Below are 13202 nucleotides of genomic sequence, written 5' to 3'. Positions count from 1 at the left end.
GTCAATTGTGCAGGACCGAGCCGTCCTTCATGACCAGAGAGCGAGACGGATGCGTCACCACGGCCTCGGCCGCCCCCGCCGCCGGCACCACGACCAGATCGGCGCGGTCGCCCGCGGACAGGCCGTAACCGGTCAGGCCGAGCGCCCGCGCTCCGCCGTACGTCGCCGCCTCCAAAGCTAGCTCGATGTCGGGGTCGGCGCGGAAGGTGCTGCGGTAGGCCAGGTGCATGGCCCGCTCCAGCATGTCGCCGGAGCCGTAGGGGCCCCACAGGTCGCGGATGCCGTCGTGGCCGCAGGCGATGACCACCCCGGCCGCGCGCATCTTCTTGACCGGAGGCACCGGGAAGTCGTAGACGGCGCCGGTGGCCAGCGCCACGCCCGCCGCCGCGAAGCCCTCGGCGAGCCTGTCCTGATGGGCGTCGTCGAGCCGGCCCAGCGCGTAGGCGTGACTGACCGTGACCCGGCCGCCCAGGCCCAGCGCCTTGGTGCGCTCGGTGATGAGCTCCAGCTCCCAGGCGCCGAGCGTGCCGCCGTCGTGGAGGTGGATGTCGAGGTGGGCGCCATAGCGCTCGGCCAGGCCGAAGATCAGGTCGAGATGGCGCACCGGGTCGCGGTCGATGCCCGCGGGGTCGAGCCCGCCGACCGCCTCGACCCCGCTCTTCAGCGCCTCCTCCAGCAGTTCGGCGGTGCCCGGGTTGGTGAGCACGCCGTGCTGGGGGAAGGCCACCTGCTGGACCGTGACCGGGACGCGCCCGGCCGCCTCGCGCACCGCCTCGACGCCGCGCAGGCCGGTCTCCGGGTCGATGTCGGTGTGGGTGCGCACATGGGTGGTGCCGAACGCGCTCATCCGGCGCAGCAGCGCCTCGATCCGCCCGACGTCGGGCACGCCGAGCTCGGCCCGCCTGGCCAGGTCGTTGCCGATGCGGCCGGCCAGGGTGTCGTCGGCCGAGTGGGGCACCCACGGCCCGCCGTACAGCGTCTTGTCGAGATGGCAGTGCGCCTCGACGAGGCCGGGCAGCACGAGCAGGCCCGAGACGTCGACCACGTGCGCGGCCGGGGCGTCGAGGGCGGGGCCGACCTGGCGGATCAGTCCGCTCTCGACCAGGATGTCGGCCGGCGCGCCGAGCCCCCAGGGGCGGCCGCCGCGCAGGAGTGTCGCGGTCATGGCAGAACCATAGACCGGGGCACCGACGATTCTCAGCCCTCGCCGAGCTGCCCGATTCGAGAAACGACGTGGGGTTCCGCCCCCTTGCAGCGCCAGAGCGCGCCTTCGTCCACATGCAGGCCGAAGCCGTGTTCCGGACAGGTCGGCCAGCCGGTCCAGACCTCCTCCACGATGATCGCCTGGGCGGTGTCGGCCACGTCCATCACCGCCTGGTCGAGGCCGCCCGGCTGCCCGAGGACGATGCCCATGGACGCGGCCTGCCCGCCGTACGTCACCCGCAGCCACCCGGGCGCCCACTCCGGGACGGTCAGCGTCACGCGCCCGGGCACGCCGGTGGCCTCGAGGTCGCGCTGCACCGCCCGGACCGCCTCGTCCAGCCGCGCGATCTCGCCGAGCAGGGCGCGAAGGTCCGCGTCCCCGGGTACGGCGACGCCGAGGCTCTCCAGGCGGGCGGCCAGATCCAGCACGCGGTCGTCGTCGAGCGCGGCGCCTGCCCGCAGCGCGGCGGCCAGGTCCTCGAACGTCATCGGATCGCGTCCACATGGCTGATGTTGGCCCGGTCGTTCTCGGCCGTGCTGGGAGCCGCGGCGAACCAGGCGTCCAGGATCTCCTCCAGCAGCGGCTCCGACGTCAGCCGGAGGCTCAGGGCGAGCACGTTGGCGTCGTTCCAGGTGCGGGCGCCTTGGGCGGTGAAGGCGTCGGTGCAGAGGGCGGCACGGACGCCGGGGACCTTGTTGGCCGCGATGGAGGCGCCGGTGCCCGTCCAGCAGCAGACGATCGCCTGCTCGGCCCGGCCCTCGGCGACGTCGCGGGCGGCGGCCTCACTGGCCCACGCCCAGTCGCCGGTCTCGGCTTCGTTGAGGGCGCCGTGCGTGGTGACCTCGTGGCCGCGCGCTCGCAGGCCGGTCACCATGTTCCCGGCCACGCCGTCCAGGCTGTCGGCCGCCACAGAGATCATCACGTTTCTATGATCTCGCGCCTTCGGCTGGATTCGAACCAGCGGCCTCCTGCTCCGCAAGCAGGCGCGCTCTCCACTGCGCTACGAAGGCGGGTGCTCCGGTTTGAAGAGGTGGGTGTTCCGGCTGGTGGGCTGGTCGGGTGGGCGCGGGCAGGGCGGGTAAGGCAGTGATGGGCCGCGTTGAGCGGGGTGGGGAGGTGGCGGGTGCGGGGATCGAACCCGCCTGGAGCGGCTTATGAAACCGCCGGGCACACCAGCACCCTCACCCGCCCGGCCCCGGACATGCGGATGCCCCGGGAAGCAGGTCCCGGGGCACGGTTCAGATGGTTCCTAGGCCCAGGACATGCCGCTGCCGCGACGGTGGCGCATTCGGAGGGTGTACATGAGGGGTCCTTTCTGGGCGTTGGGTCGAGGATGCCGTGGAGGGGGTGAGCGAGGCAACGGGTTTATTGTCGGTCTCCACCAGGTTCGCAGCCGCGAGGCGTCATGTGGGCCCGAACGGGACTTCGCGGTGATAAGTGGTAAACGACCACTACGGTGGCTTCTGTGCTGATCAACGAGGAAGACGTCCCCGCGCTCGCGAGGGGATGCGCGGTGCTGGGCACCGGCGGCGGTGGCGACGTGCGGACCGGCGCGTTAGCCGCGCGCAGGGCGATCAGGGCGCACGGCGGGGTGCCGCTCGTACGGCTGGCGGATCTGCCGGACGACGCGCTGGTTCTGCCGCTGTCCGGGATCGGCGCGCCCACGGTCAGCCACGAGATGATCCACGGCGAGGACGAGCCGGAGCGCGTCGCGAAGGAGGTCGAGCGGATCTTCGGGCGCCCGCCGTCCGCGGTGATGACGTCGGAGATCGGCGGCTCCAACGGGGTGGCGCCGGTCGCGTGGGCGGCCAGGCTCGGGTTACCGCTGCTCGACGCGGACGGCATGGGGAGGGCGTTCCCCGAGGTCCAGATGGTGTCGATGTACGTGGCGGGGCTGCCGGCCGATCTGGTGATCATGTCGGATGTCGCCGGCAACGTCGTGACGATCCGGCCGGTGGACGGCCTGTGGTCGGAGCGCATGGCCCGCGCCGTCTGCGTGGCCGCGGGGTCGAGCGCGCTGATGGCCGACTACATTCTGCCCGCCGTACAGGCCAGGGGCGCGGTCATCGAGGGCACGGTCACCCGCGCGCTGGCCGTGGGCCGGGCGACCGAGCACGCGGCGGACCCGCTGCGCGCCCTTCAGGACGAGCTCCAGGCCCGGCGGCTGATCACCGGCAAGCTCACCGACGTCGAACGGCGCACCACCGGCGGCTTCGTCAGGGGAGCGGCCGTCATCGAGGGCACCGGCGCCGACCGGGGCCGCACGCTGACCCTGGAACTGCAGAACGAGAACCTCGTCGCGCTCGAGGACGGCAGGGTCAGGGCGATCGTCCCGGACCTGATCACGGTGGTGGACACCGAGACCGCGAACGCCATCCAGACCGAGGGCCTGCGTTACGGCCAGCGCGTCACGGTGCTGGCCTGGGCGTGCGATCCGCTCTGGCGCACGCGGAAGGGACTGGAGACGGCGGGCCCCGCCGCGTTCGGCTACGACTTCCCCTATGTGCCCGTGGAGGAGCTGGCATGACGCTGCGCATCGGCATCGACGTCGGCGGCACCAACACCGACGCGGTCGTGCTCGACGCCGCCGACCGGGTGCTGGCCAAGGTCAAGCGCCCCACGACGGCCGACGTCACGGGCGGCCTGCGCGCGGCTCTGGACGCCGTGCTGGCCGAGATCAACGACGCCGAGATCAACGACGCGGGGATCAACGCCGCCGGGATCACCCGCACCGCGGACGTCGGGCGCGTCATGCTGGGCACCACCCACGCCACGAACGCGATCCTGGAGCGCCGCAACCTGGGCAAGGTCGCGGTCGTACGGCTGGCCGCCCCGGCGACCACCTCCGTGCCGCCGCTGTCCGACTGGCCGGGCGAGCTGAAGGCGGCGGTCTCGGCGGGCGAGGCGATCCTGCCCGGCGGCCACTACGTCGACGGCCGCCCGATCAGCCCGCTGGACCTCGACGCCGTCCGCCGCTTCCTGGACGGCCGCGAGGCCGACGCGGTCGCGGTCTCCGGCGTGTTCAGCCCGGCCGACGCCGAGCACGAGCGGCTGGTCGGCGAGATGGTCGAGCGCGAGTACGGCCTGCCGGTCAGCCTCAGCCACGAGATCGGCTCGCTCGGGCTCCTGGAGCGCGAGAACGCGACCGTCCTCAACGCCGCCCTGTACGGCGTGGCCGCCGCGGTCACCGAGGCGCTGGTCACCGCTCTGGCCGAGCGGGGCCTGACGGCCAGGCCGTACCTGGCGCAGAACGACGGCACGCTGATGACGGTGGAGTACGCGGCCCGTCTGCCCGTCTCCACGATCGGCTCGGGCCCGGCCAATTCGCTGCGGGGCGCCGCGTTCCTGTCCGGGGTGAAGGACGCGATCGTGGCCGACGTCGGCGGCACGTCCACGGACCTGGGCGTGCTGGCGGCCGGTTTCCCCAGGGAGTCGGCGGCGGCGGTGGAGATCGGCGGCGTGCTGACCAACTTCCGCATGCCGGACATCCTGGCCATCGCGATGGGCGGCGGGACCCGGGTGCGGCCGGGCGCGATCGGGCCGGACTCGGTGGGGTTCCGGTTGAGTGAGTCCGCGCTGGTCTTCGGCGGCGGGGTGATGACGCTGACCGACGCCGGGGTGCGGGGCGGGCGCATGCGCGAGGTTCCGGAGGGCTGGCGCGAGCGGCTGGACGCGGTGCCGCGGGACGAGCGGGCGCTGGCCGACGGCCTGGCGGCCGCCGACGAGATGGTGGCCGACGCGGTGGACCGCATGTCGCTGGGCCGCGCCGACCGCCCGCTGGTGGCGGTGGGCGGCGGGGCGTTCCTGCTGGCGGACGAGGTTCCCGGGGTCAGCAGGGTGGTGCGGCCGCAGCACGCCGAGGTGGCCAACGCGGTGGGCGCGGCGATCGCGCTGGCCAGCGGCCGGGTGGACACGATCGTCCCGGCGGGGCCGGGCAGGGCGGCGGCGATCGAGCGGGCCAAGGAGGAGGCGGCGGCGAGAGCCGTACGGGCTGGGGCGGACCCGGAGCGGGTGGAGCTCGTGGACGTGCACGAGGTTCCGCTCAGCTACCTGTCCGAGCCCGCGGTTCGCCTTCATGTAAAGGCCGCAGGTCCGCTATCGAATTGACGCCCATGGGCGGTCAGGCGTCGCTACGATCATGCCGCGGCTGAAGCCGGACAAATCTGATTGAAAGGACCCCTTACTATGCATTGGCACCAGAAACTTGCCGTTGCCGGGGTCGCCGGCGCCGTTGCCGTGGTAGCAACCGGGTGCGCGGGCGGGCAGGTGCGCGGGGCCGGCGGGACGCCGCGCCCGGCCACCTCCACGGGGAGCGGCACGCCCGCGCCCCAGGCGAACGAGTCCACCTTCGTCTACGCGCCCAACCTGGGCGTGGTCACCGATTGGGACCCGGCCACCTCGTACTCCAACGAGATCGTCGCCATGTCCAACATCTACGAGGGCCTGACCAGGTACAACTCCCAGACGCAGAAGCCGGAGCCGCGCCTGGCCACCGAATGGACCGCCTCGCCCGACGGCAAGGAGTGGACCTTCAAGCTGCGCCAGGGCGTGAAGTTCCACACCGGCAAGCCGCTGGACGCCGAGGCGGCCAAGAAGGCCATCGAGCGCACGATCAAGATGAACGGCGGCCCCGCCTACATCTGGAGCGCCGTCAAGACGATCGAGGCCCCGGACCCGGCCACGCTGAAGTTCACGCTCAAGTACGCCACCCCGCTCGACCTGGTCGCCTCGGCCGGGTACGCGGCCCACATCTACGACGTGGACGGCGTGGACAAGGACGGCAAGAAGGACGGCGGCACCGGCCCGTACACGATCGACCAGTGGCAGAAGGGCAAGGAGACCGAGCTCACGCTGAAGGCGTTCGAGGGCTACTGGGGCGGCTGGAAGCCCGAGCAGTACAAGAAGGTCGCCTTCCGGGTCACCCCGCAGCTGACCACCGCCTGGCAGTTGCTGCAGCGCGGCGAGGTCAACTTCGTGCAGCGCCTCAACCCGCAGCTGTTCCAGCAGGCCGGGTCCACACAGGGCGTGCAGACCTCGCAGACGCCCTCGTTCCAGAACCTCCTGGTGCTGTTCAACACCGAGTCCGGCCCGGCCAAGACCCCGGAGGTACGGCAGGCGCTGCAACTGGCCATCGACTACGACGGCCTGGCGGCGGCGCTGAAGGGCGCCGGGTCCAAGGCCAGCGGCCTGGTCCCGCAGGGCCTGCTCGGCCACACCCCCGGCCTGGAGCCCACGATGGACCTGGCCAAGGCGCAGGAGCTGCTGGCCTCCGTCGGGTACGGCCCGGACAACGAGGAGCTGAAGCTCAAGCTGACCTACGCCCAGGGCGACGACGACCAGAAGCTCCTGGTCACGCTGCTGAGCTCGGCGCTGAAGAAGGTCAACGTCGCCCTAGACGCCAAGCCGATGGCCTGGGAGGCGCAGTGGGACCAGGGTAAGAAGAAGGGCCAGGACATCTTCGTCATGTACTGGTACCCGGACTACGCCGACGCCTACAGCTGGTTCTTCAACGTCTTCCGGAGCAAGGACAAGCCGGAGTTCAACCTGTCGTACCTGAAGGACGCCGAGATCGACAAGGCCGTGGACGAGCTGCCCGAGCTGACCGCGACCAACCGCGACATGGCCGCCCAGTCCTACGCCGGCCTGCAGCGGAAGATCATCCAGGAGAAGGCCGCGGTGGCGGTGCCGTACGTGCAGACCTACCAGCGCGCGCTCAGCGACGACGTGCGCGGCTACACGGACAACCCGGCCTATCCGAACGTGGTGTTCTTCTACGAGCTGTCGCGCTGACCCGGATGTGGTACTACCTGCTGCGCCGGCTCGGCCAGGCGTTCCTGGTCGTGGCCGGCGTGGTCGTCCTCACCTTCGTGATCATGCGGCTGGTGCCCGGCGATCCCGCGGTGGCCTTCGCCGGGCCGAAGGCATCCCCGGAGGAGCTGGCGGCGGCCCGGGCGCGGTTCGGGCTGGACGACCCCATTCCCGTGCAGCTGTGGAACTACGTGCGGGACCTGGTGACCGGTGACTGGGGGACCAGCCTGCACACCAAGCGCCCGGTCCGCGATGACCTGATGCTGGCCTTCCCCGCCTCGCTCGAGCTGGTGGGGACGGCGCTCGTGCTCGCGGTCGCCGTCGGCATCCCGGTGGGCGTGCTCGCCGCCCGCTTCAAGCGCCGGCTGCCGGACGTCGGGGTACGGCTCGGCTCCATGCTGGCCGTGTCGGTCCCGGTCTTCTGGCTGGCCCTGGCGCTGCAGATGGTCTTCGCCAGCAACCTCGGCTGGTTCCCGGTCGCCGGGGAGTACGACACCGCGCTGGACACCACCAGCCCGCTCACCCTCTGGACCAACATCACGATCGTGGACGCGCTCATCACCGGCAACTGGCCCATCTTCACCAGCACCCTGCACCACCTGATCCTGCCCGCGCTCGTCGTGGCCGCCTACCCGGCCGGCGTGGTCGCCCAGCTCACCCGGGCCTCGCTGATCGAGGAGGCGAGCCAGGACCACGCCCGGCTGGAACGCGCCCTGGGCTTCTCCGAGACCAAGGTCCTCACCCGCTTCGCGCTGCGGGCCGCGCTCAACCCGGTGCTGTCGCTCATCGCGCTGGTCTTCGCCTACGCGATGGTCAACGGGTTCCTGGTCGAGGCGGTGTTCAACTGGCCGGGGCTGGGCCGCTACGCCGTCGAGTCGATCCGCTCGCTGGACACCCCGGCCATCGCCGGGGTCACGCTGCTCATCGCGATCGTCTACGTCGTGGCCAACCTGGCCGTGGACCTGCTGCAGGGCGTCGTGGACCCGCGGGCGAGGGCGCGATGAAGGCCGGGGAACTGCGCCGCACGCTGCCGCGCCTGCCCGACCGCTTCGCCGCCGCGGGGGCCGTGCTCATCACGCTGATCGTGCTGGCCGCGCTCTTCGCGCCGTGGCTGGCGCCGTACCCGCTGGACGACCCCCGGCCCCTGGAGGCGCTGCAGGCGCCGAGCGCGGCGCACTGGTTCGGCACCGACCAGGCGGGCCGCGACGTGCTCACCCGCGTGCTGTACGGCGGGCAGACCTCGCTGGCCATCGCGGTCAGCGTGCTGGCCGTCTCCGCGCTGATCGGCGTGAGCCTGGGCATGATCGCGGGGTACGCGGGCGGCTGGGTGCGCGATGTGATCATGCGGGTCACCGACGTGTTCCTGGCCTTCCCGGCGCTGCTGCTCTCGCTGGCGCTGGCCGTGGTGCTGCAGCCGAGCGTCACCACGGTGATCGTCGCCATCGCGGTCACCTGGTGGCCGTGGTACGCGCGGCTGGCCGCCTCTGTGGCCGCCTCCGTCGCGGGCCGGCCGTACGTGGACGCGGCGCGCTGCCTCGGCGTGCCCGCGCCGCTGATCATCGTGCGGCACGTGCTGCCGAACTCGCTCACGCCCGTGCTGGTCCAGGTCTCCCTGGACGCCGGCGGCGTCATCCTCACCGCCGCCGCGCTGTCCTACCTGGGTCTCGGCGCCCAGGAGCCGACCGCGGAGTGGGGGCTGATGGTCGAGCAGGGGCAGACCCTGTTCACCACGAACTGGTGGGTGGTCACCTTCCCGGGCCTGGCGATCGTGCTGACCGCCTTCGCCTTCAACGTGCTGGGCGAGGGGCTGCGCAACGCCCTCGACCCGAGAAGGGTGGTGCGATGATCGAGGTGCGCGACCTGGAGGTCAGGTACGGCGCGCGGACCGTCGCCCGGGTTCCCGAGCTCGACGTGGCCGCGGGGGAGTGCGTGGCCATCGTGGGGGAGAGCGGCTCCGGCAAGTCCACGACGCTGATGTCGCTGCTGGGCCTGACCGAGAACGCCGAAATTTCCGGAAACATCAGCGTCTGCGGGCTGAACGTCCGCACCGCCTCCCCGAAGGACCTGCGCGCGATCCGCGGCGCCCGGGCCGCCCTCGTCATGCAGTCGCCCCAGGCCGCCCTCAGCCCCACCACCCGCCTCGGCACGCTCATGCGCCGGGCCCTCAAGCTGCACAAAGTCGCCGCCGACCCGGAGGCGGCGATGAAGGCGGTCATGCTCGACCCCGCCATCCTGCGCCGCTACCCGCACGAGATCTCCGGCGGCCAGGCGCAGCGCTTCGCGATCGCGCTGGCCATCGCCCTGGGCGCCGAGGTCATTCTGGCCGACGAGCCCACCAGCGCCCTGGACGTGACGGTCCAGGCCGAGGTGATCGCCGTCCTGCGCCGCCTGCAGCGCGAGCGCGACCTGGCGATCCTGCTGGTCTCCCACGACCTGGCCCTGGTCAGCACCATCGCCGACCGGGTTCTGGTCATGAAGGACGGCGAGGTCGTGGAGTCGGGCCCGGCCGCCGCGGTCCTGACCGCCCCGTCCCACCCCTACACCCGCGACCTGCTGGAGGCCACGCCGTGACGATCCTGCGCGCGGACGCCCTCACGCTCGGCTACGGCAGGAGCACGGTGGTCCACGACGTCTCCCTGGCCATCACCGAGGGCGGCGTCGGCCTCATCGGCGAGAGCGGCTCCGGCAAGACCACCCTCGCCCGCGCCTTCCTCGGCCTGCTGCGCCCCCGCGGGGGCACCATCTGGTACGGCGGGCAGGACCTGAAAAAGGCTGACATGCGGGCCTTCCGGCGCGACGTCCAGCCGGTCTTCCAGGCCGAGTCCCTGAACCCGCGCCGCAGCGTGGCCGCCTCGATCGCCGAGGCCCTGACCGACAAGGCCCGCGTGGGCGACCTCCTCCAGCAGGTGGGCCTGGACCCGTCCCTGGCCACGCGGCGCCCGCACGAACTGTCCGGCGGCCAGCGCCAGCGCGTGGTCATCGCCCGCGCCCTGGCCGTCGGCCCGAAGCTGCTCATCCTCGACGAGCCCACCAGCGCCCTGGACGTGACGGTCCAGGCGAAGGTCCTCGACCTGCTGGCCGGGCTGGCGACGGAGCGCCTCCTGATCACCCACAACCTCGCCGTCGTGGACCGGCTCTGCCGGACCAGCCACGTGCTGTTCGCCGGGCGGGTGGTCGAATCGGGGCCGACCGGGGAACTGCTGGACAACCCGGCCCACCCCTACACGCGGGCGCTGCGGGACGCGGTGCCCAAGCTGGGCGGGACGCCGCCGGAGCCGGGGGTCGGCGCGCCTCCGGCCGGGACGGGGTGCGCGTTCCGGCTGCGCTGCCCGCTGGCCGTACCGGAGTGTGAGCGCGGCCCCGAGCTCAGGCAGGTGGCGGAGGGGCGAGCGGCGGCCTGTCACCGCGCGGAGGACGTGCTGGCCGGAAATAACGACGGCGGCGGATCGCTTGGACGGCACGGGTAGGTTTCGCCGAGGGAAGGGGACAGCCATGGGTTCGACGGTCCGGGTGGAGGCCACAGGCCGGTTCACCCAGCGGATCACCGCGGGCAAGCACACGTTCGTCGCCGACGAGCCGCTCGACGTGGGCGGCGCGGACGAGGGGCCCACGCCGTACGACCTGCTCCTGGCGAGCCTGGGCGCCTGCACCTCCATGACCATGCGCATGTACGCCGAGCGGAAGGGCATCCCGCTGACCGGCGTCACGGTGGAGCTGAGCCACACGCGCATCTACGCGAAGGACTGCGCCGAATGCGAGACGCAGAACGGGATGATCGACCACATCGAGCGTGAGATCCGCATGGAGGGACCCCTCGACGAGGAGCAGCGCGGGCGCCTGCTGATGATCGCCGACAAGTGTCCGGTGCACCGCACGCTCAGCTCCGAGGTGGTCGTCCACACCACGGCTACAGAGCCTTCAGCCCGCTGATCACCTCCAGCAGGACGCGCGCGTCGGGCGCGGGAGGCGGGTGCTCGACCTGGACGAGCTTCTGCGCGTGCAGGTCGCCCACGAGGACCCGGACCACGCCGATGGGCAGGTTGAGCTCGGCGGCCACGTCCACCAGGCGCGTGGGCTTGGTGCATTTCTGCATGATGATGAGGTGTTCCGGGCCCAGGCCCATGGGCGGCGTGAGGCCGCCGGCGGTGATGATCACCGCGATGAGGTCGATGGCCTCGCTGGCGGGTACGGTCCGCCCGCGGGTCAGCAGGTACGCCGGGACGATGGGACCGGCGTCCTCGTCGAGCCAGCGCTCGTCACTCACCGCGCACCACCTTGATCGGGCGGGCTGGTGGCTCGGCCGGCGTCTCGCTCTGCTCGGTCACATGCTCTGCCGGGATCAGCACGATGGCGGTGGTCCCTCCATATGGTGAACCGCGCAACGTCACGCGGATGTCATGCCTGGCGGCCAGGCGGGCGACGACGAACAGGCCGAGCCTGTCGCTGTCGGCGAGGTCGAATTCGGGCGGGGAGGCCAGGCGCGTGTTCAGGTCGGCCAGCTCCTCCGGGCTCATGCCCAGGCCCCTGTCCTCCACCTCGATGGCGAAGCCCCGGGCGGCGGCCTCGCCGCGCACGATGACCGGGGTGTGCGGGGGCGAGTAGACGGTGGCGTTCTCGATCAGCTCGGCGATCAGGTGGATCACGTCGCCGACCAGCCCGCCGTCCAGCGCGTGGCTGCTCATGGGCTCGACGGCCACCCGCTGGTAGTCCTCCACCTCGGCCGCGGCGCCGCGGGCCACGTCGTGCAGCGGCACCGGCCTGCTCCAGCCCCGGCCGGGCGTCGCGCCCGACAGGATGATCAGGCCCTCGGCGTGCCTGCGCATGCGGGTGGTGAGGTGGTCCAGGCGGAACAGGTCGTCCAGGGCGTCGGGGTCGGTCGCCCGGTGCTGCATGCCCTCCAGCTGGATGCGCTGGCGGTGAAGGAGCGTCTGGCTGCGCCGGGCCAGGTTGCGGAAGACGTGGCCGACGCCCTCGCGCAGTTGCGCCTGCCCCACCGCGGCCTCGACCGCGGTGTGCTGCACGGTGGAGAACGCCTGGCCGACGTCGTCGATCTCGGCGGTGGTGCTGACCACCTGCACGTCGGGCACGTCGACCTGCTCGCCCTTGCGCAGCTTGTCGACGACCTGCGGCAGCCGGTCCTCGGCCACCTCCAGCGCGGCGAACCTGAGCGCGGCCAGATCCTTGGAGAGCCGGTTGCCGGCGCGCAGCGAGATCACGATGGAGACGACAACGAGCACGAGGCCCGTGCCGCCCAGGACGACCGCGCGCAGCAGCACGGAGTCCGCGACCGGGGCGGCCCGCTGGGTGAGCTCGCGGCTGGCGGCCATCTGGAACTCCTGGAAGGAGCCGGCCAGCCGTTCGGTGGTGGCGGCCCAGCGGTCCGGGTTCTCCCCGGCGATGATCTGGTCCTCCATGACCCGCATGCGCTGGTAGTCGGGCGAGGCGAGCAGTGCGACCTGGGCGTCGCGCAGGCTCGGGTCGAGCCCGGCGACGGCCTGGTTGAGGAGGAAGCGCCGGTTGCCGACGAGCTGGGTGAAGGTGCGGCGCTCCTCCTCCGTCGTCGGCCCGGCCGCGACGGCCTGCTCGCGGGTGAGGAGCTCCTTGGCGAAGCCGAGGTCGATCACGACGCGCGACTGCTCGTAGATGGGGATGTCGTCGATGAAGGCGACGCGCTGGTGCAGGCCGAACAACGAGTCGATCATCGCGTTGTAGGTCTCGATGGCGTGCACGCGGGCGGTGAGGCCGGCGTCGATCTCGCCACGGAGCGCGTCGAGCTTGCCGAGCTGGATGAGGACCTGGTCCACCTGGGAGCTGATCGTGGGGGAGGCGTTCTTGGACTTGGCCGACTTGGCCCTGAACTCCTCGACCATGTTGTTCGTGCGGGCGCGCTGGGCGTTGGTCGCCGAACGCTCCCTGAAGCCCTTCTTGCGCAGCATCTGCACGGAGGCCAGCCGTTCCCTCTGGATCTCACCGATCACCAGGTAGGCGGGAACGCGCAGGTTGGTCCACAGCGTGGTGTACTCCCTGAGCTTCAGGCTCTCGCCCGCGGTCACCGCGGCGATCACACCCCACAACACCACCATCGACATGAGCGGAACCAGCAACAGACCTACGATCTTCATCCGAATCGTTCTGCTGCGGGCCATGGCACCTCACTCCGGCTGGTCCCCACTGGAAACCCCGGACGGGA

General features: G+C 71.9%; 13 protein-coding genes and 2 tRNA genes. 8 read left to right on the top strand and 7 right to left on the bottom strand.

From position 1 onward, the window contains the following. Nucleotide 1 precedes the first annotated feature (1 nt). The 5 genes from FVE25_RS33675 to FVE25_RS33655 form a co-directional block, all read right to left on the bottom strand. The gene (locus FVE25_RS33675; RefSeq protein ID WP_157251184.1) at nt 2-1165 is read right to left on the bottom strand and encodes an amidohydrolase; all 1164 of its coding nucleotides are present in this window, start codon (nt 1163-1165) and stop codon (nt 2-4) included. A 32-nt stretch (nt 1166-1197) separates the two neighbouring features. Continuing rightward, nucleotides 1198-1692 (bottom strand): hypothetical protein, encoded by a 495-nt coding sequence (locus FVE25_RS33670; RefSeq protein WP_157251183.1) that lies wholly within the window; start codon nt 1690-1692, stop codon nt 1198-1200. After that, nucleotides 1689-2123, bottom strand: a complete 435-nt coding sequence (locus FVE25_RS33665) for an RpiB/LacA/LacB family sugar-phosphate isomerase (protein ID WP_246267866.1) — start codon at nt 2121-2123, stop codon at nt 1689-1691. Before FVE25_RS33665 ends, FVE25_RS33670 begins: the two co-directional genes overlap by 4 nt. 18 nt (nt 2124-2141) lie before the next feature. Further along, a tRNA-Arg gene (locus FVE25_RS33660) sits at nt 2142-2214 on the bottom strand. A gap of 107 nt (nt 2215-2321) precedes the next feature. Continuing rightward, nucleotides 2322-2394 (bottom strand) — tRNA-Met (locus tag FVE25_RS33655). A gap of 275 nt (nt 2395-2669) precedes the next feature. On the opposite strand from FVE25_RS33655, the gene FVE25_RS33650 reads away from it, so the two are divergent. From FVE25_RS33650 to FVE25_RS33615, 8 genes are all read left to right on the top strand, one after another. Next, nucleotides 2670-3731 (top strand): S-methyl thiohydantoin desulfurase family protein, encoded by a 1062-nt coding sequence (locus tag FVE25_RS33650; RefSeq protein ID WP_246267788.1) that lies wholly within the window; start codon nt 2670-2672, stop codon nt 3729-3731. Then, nucleotides 3728-5311 carry a hydantoinase/oxoprolinase N-terminal domain-containing protein gene (locus FVE25_RS33645; protein WP_157251181.1) on the top strand — a complete coding sequence of 528 codons (1584 nt, stop codon included), beginning with the start codon at nt 3728-3730 and terminating at the stop codon, nt 5309-5311. The genes FVE25_RS33650 and FVE25_RS33645 overlap by 4 nt, the downstream gene beginning before the upstream one ends. A 78-nt stretch (nt 5312-5389) precedes the next feature. Next, nucleotides 5390-6994 carry an ABC transporter substrate-binding protein gene (locus tag FVE25_RS33640; RefSeq protein WP_157251180.1) on the top strand — a complete coding sequence of 535 codons (1605 nt, stop codon included), beginning with the start codon at nt 5390-5392 and terminating at the stop codon, nt 6992-6994. 5 nt (nt 6995-6999) lie between these two features. Further along, entirely contained in the window at nt 7000-8016 is a 1017-nt protein-coding gene (locus FVE25_RS33635; protein WP_157251179.1) for an ABC transporter permease, read from the top strand. After that, nucleotides 8013-8858: an ABC transporter permease gene (locus FVE25_RS33630; protein ID WP_157251178.1), complete on the top strand. Its 846-nt coding sequence runs from the start codon at nt 8013-8015 to the stop codon at nt 8856-8858. Before FVE25_RS33635 ends, FVE25_RS33630 begins: the two co-directional genes overlap by 4 nt. Further along, nucleotides 8855-9583 carry an ATP-binding cassette domain-containing protein gene (locus FVE25_RS33625; protein WP_157251177.1) on the top strand — a complete coding sequence of 243 codons (729 nt, stop codon included), beginning with the start codon at nt 8855-8857 and terminating at the stop codon, nt 9581-9583. The genes FVE25_RS33630 and FVE25_RS33625 overlap by 4 nt, the downstream gene beginning before the upstream one ends. Beyond that, entirely contained in the window at nt 9580-10479 is a 900-nt protein-coding gene (locus FVE25_RS33620) for an ABC transporter ATP-binding protein (protein WP_157251176.1), read from the top strand. Before FVE25_RS33625 ends, FVE25_RS33620 begins: the two co-directional genes overlap by 4 nt. Nucleotides 10480-10504: 25 nt before the next feature. Continuing rightward, entirely contained in the window at nt 10505-10942 is a 438-nt protein-coding gene (locus tag FVE25_RS33615) for an OsmC family protein (protein ID WP_157251175.1), read from the top strand. Here FVE25_RS33615 and FVE25_RS33610 read toward each other — a convergent pair. After that, on the bottom strand, nt 10920-11276 hold the full coding sequence (locus FVE25_RS33610; RefSeq protein ID WP_157251174.1) for a DUF742 domain-containing protein: 357 nt from the start codon (nt 11274-11276) through the stop codon (nt 10920-10922). The two genes, FVE25_RS33615 and FVE25_RS33610, sit on opposite strands and share 23 nt — an antisense overlap. Further along, the gene (locus FVE25_RS33605; protein WP_157251173.1) at nt 11269-13134 is read right to left on the bottom strand and encodes a sensor histidine kinase; all 1866 of its coding nucleotides are present in this window, start codon (nt 13132-13134) and stop codon (nt 11269-11271) included. Before FVE25_RS33605 ends, FVE25_RS33610 begins: the two co-directional genes overlap by 8 nt. Between the last annotated feature and the right edge of the window lie 68 nt (nt 13135-13202).

This window comes from Nonomuraea typhae (assembly GCF_009760925.1).
Classification (GTDB): Bacteria; Actinomycetota; Actinomycetes; order Streptosporangiales; family Streptosporangiaceae; genus Nonomuraea; species Nonomuraea typhae.
The sequence above is the reverse complement of the archived record's forward strand: the minus strand, read 5'-3'. Positions and strand labels throughout refer to the sequence as shown.

Coding starts and splice junctions, on each gene's coding strand:
- FVE25_RS33675 (WP_157251184.1), bottom strand. CDS start 1,165: ATGACCGCGACACTCCTGCGCGGCGGCCGCCCCTGGGGGCTCGGCGCG.
- FVE25_RS33670 (WP_157251183.1), bottom strand. CDS start 1,692: ATGACGTTCGAGGACCTGGCCGCCGCGCTGCGGGCAGGCGCCGCGCTC.
- FVE25_RS33665 (WP_246267866.1), bottom strand. CDS start 2,123: ATGATCTCTGTGGCGGCCGACAGCCTGGACGGCGTGGCCGGGAACATG.
- FVE25_RS33645 (WP_157251181.1), top strand. CDS start 3,728: ATGACGCTGCGCATCGGCATCGACGTCGGCGGCACCAACACCGACGCG.
- FVE25_RS33640 (WP_157251180.1), top strand. CDS start 5,390: ATGCATTGGCACCAGAAACTTGCCGTTGCCGGGGTCGCCGGCGCCGTT.
- FVE25_RS33635 (WP_157251179.1), top strand. CDS start 7,000: ATGTGGTACTACCTGCTGCGCCGGCTCGGCCAGGCGTTCCTGGTCGTG.
- FVE25_RS33630 (WP_157251178.1), top strand. CDS start 8,013: ATGAAGGCCGGGGAACTGCGCCGCACGCTGCCGCGCCTGCCCGACCGC.
- FVE25_RS33625 (WP_157251177.1), top strand. CDS start 8,855: ATGATCGAGGTGCGCGACCTGGAGGTCAGGTACGGCGCGCGGACCGTC.
- FVE25_RS33615 (WP_157251175.1), top strand. CDS start 10,505: ATGGGTTCGACGGTCCGGGTGGAGGCCACAGGCCGGTTCACCCAGCGG.
- FVE25_RS33605 (WP_157251173.1), bottom strand. CDS start 13,134: ATGAAGATCGTAGGTCTGTTGCTGGTTCCGCTCATGTCGATGGTGGTG.